At 73.0% G+C, this 256-nt stretch carries 1 protein-coding gene; it reads left to right on the top strand.

Features of this window, described 5'->3' with window-relative positions; all coding sequences use genetic code 11:
• Positions 1–5: 5 nt before the first annotated feature.
• On the top strand, positions 6–256 hold a 251-nt coding region (locus tag E6J59_19635), incomplete at its 3' end, for an acyl-CoA dehydrogenase family protein (GenBank protein TMB15945.1).

The raw sequence follows: 256 nt of genomic DNA, 5'->3' as shown, positions 1-256 counted from the left end.
CGAAGATGGACCTGACGCTCAGCGCGGAGCAGGAGATGCTGGTCGACGCCACGAGGCGGTTTCTCGCCCGCGCCTGGTCGCTCGCTGACACGCGCGCCACCGAGCGCGATCCGCGCGGCTTTCGGCCCGACGTGTGGCGCGCGATGGCCGGGCTCGGGTGGCAAGGGATGGAGCTGCCCGCAGCCGACGGCGGGGGCGGCCTCGGGTTCGTCGAGACGATCCTCGTGCTCGAGGAGATGGGCCGGGTCCTCCTGCC

It is taken from the genome of Deltaproteobacteria bacterium (genome assembly GCA_005879795.1).
Classification (GTDB): domain Bacteria; phylum Desulfobacterota; class Binatia; order DP-6; family DP-6; genus DP-6.
This window is presented reverse-complemented; position numbering and strand designations above follow the sequence as displayed.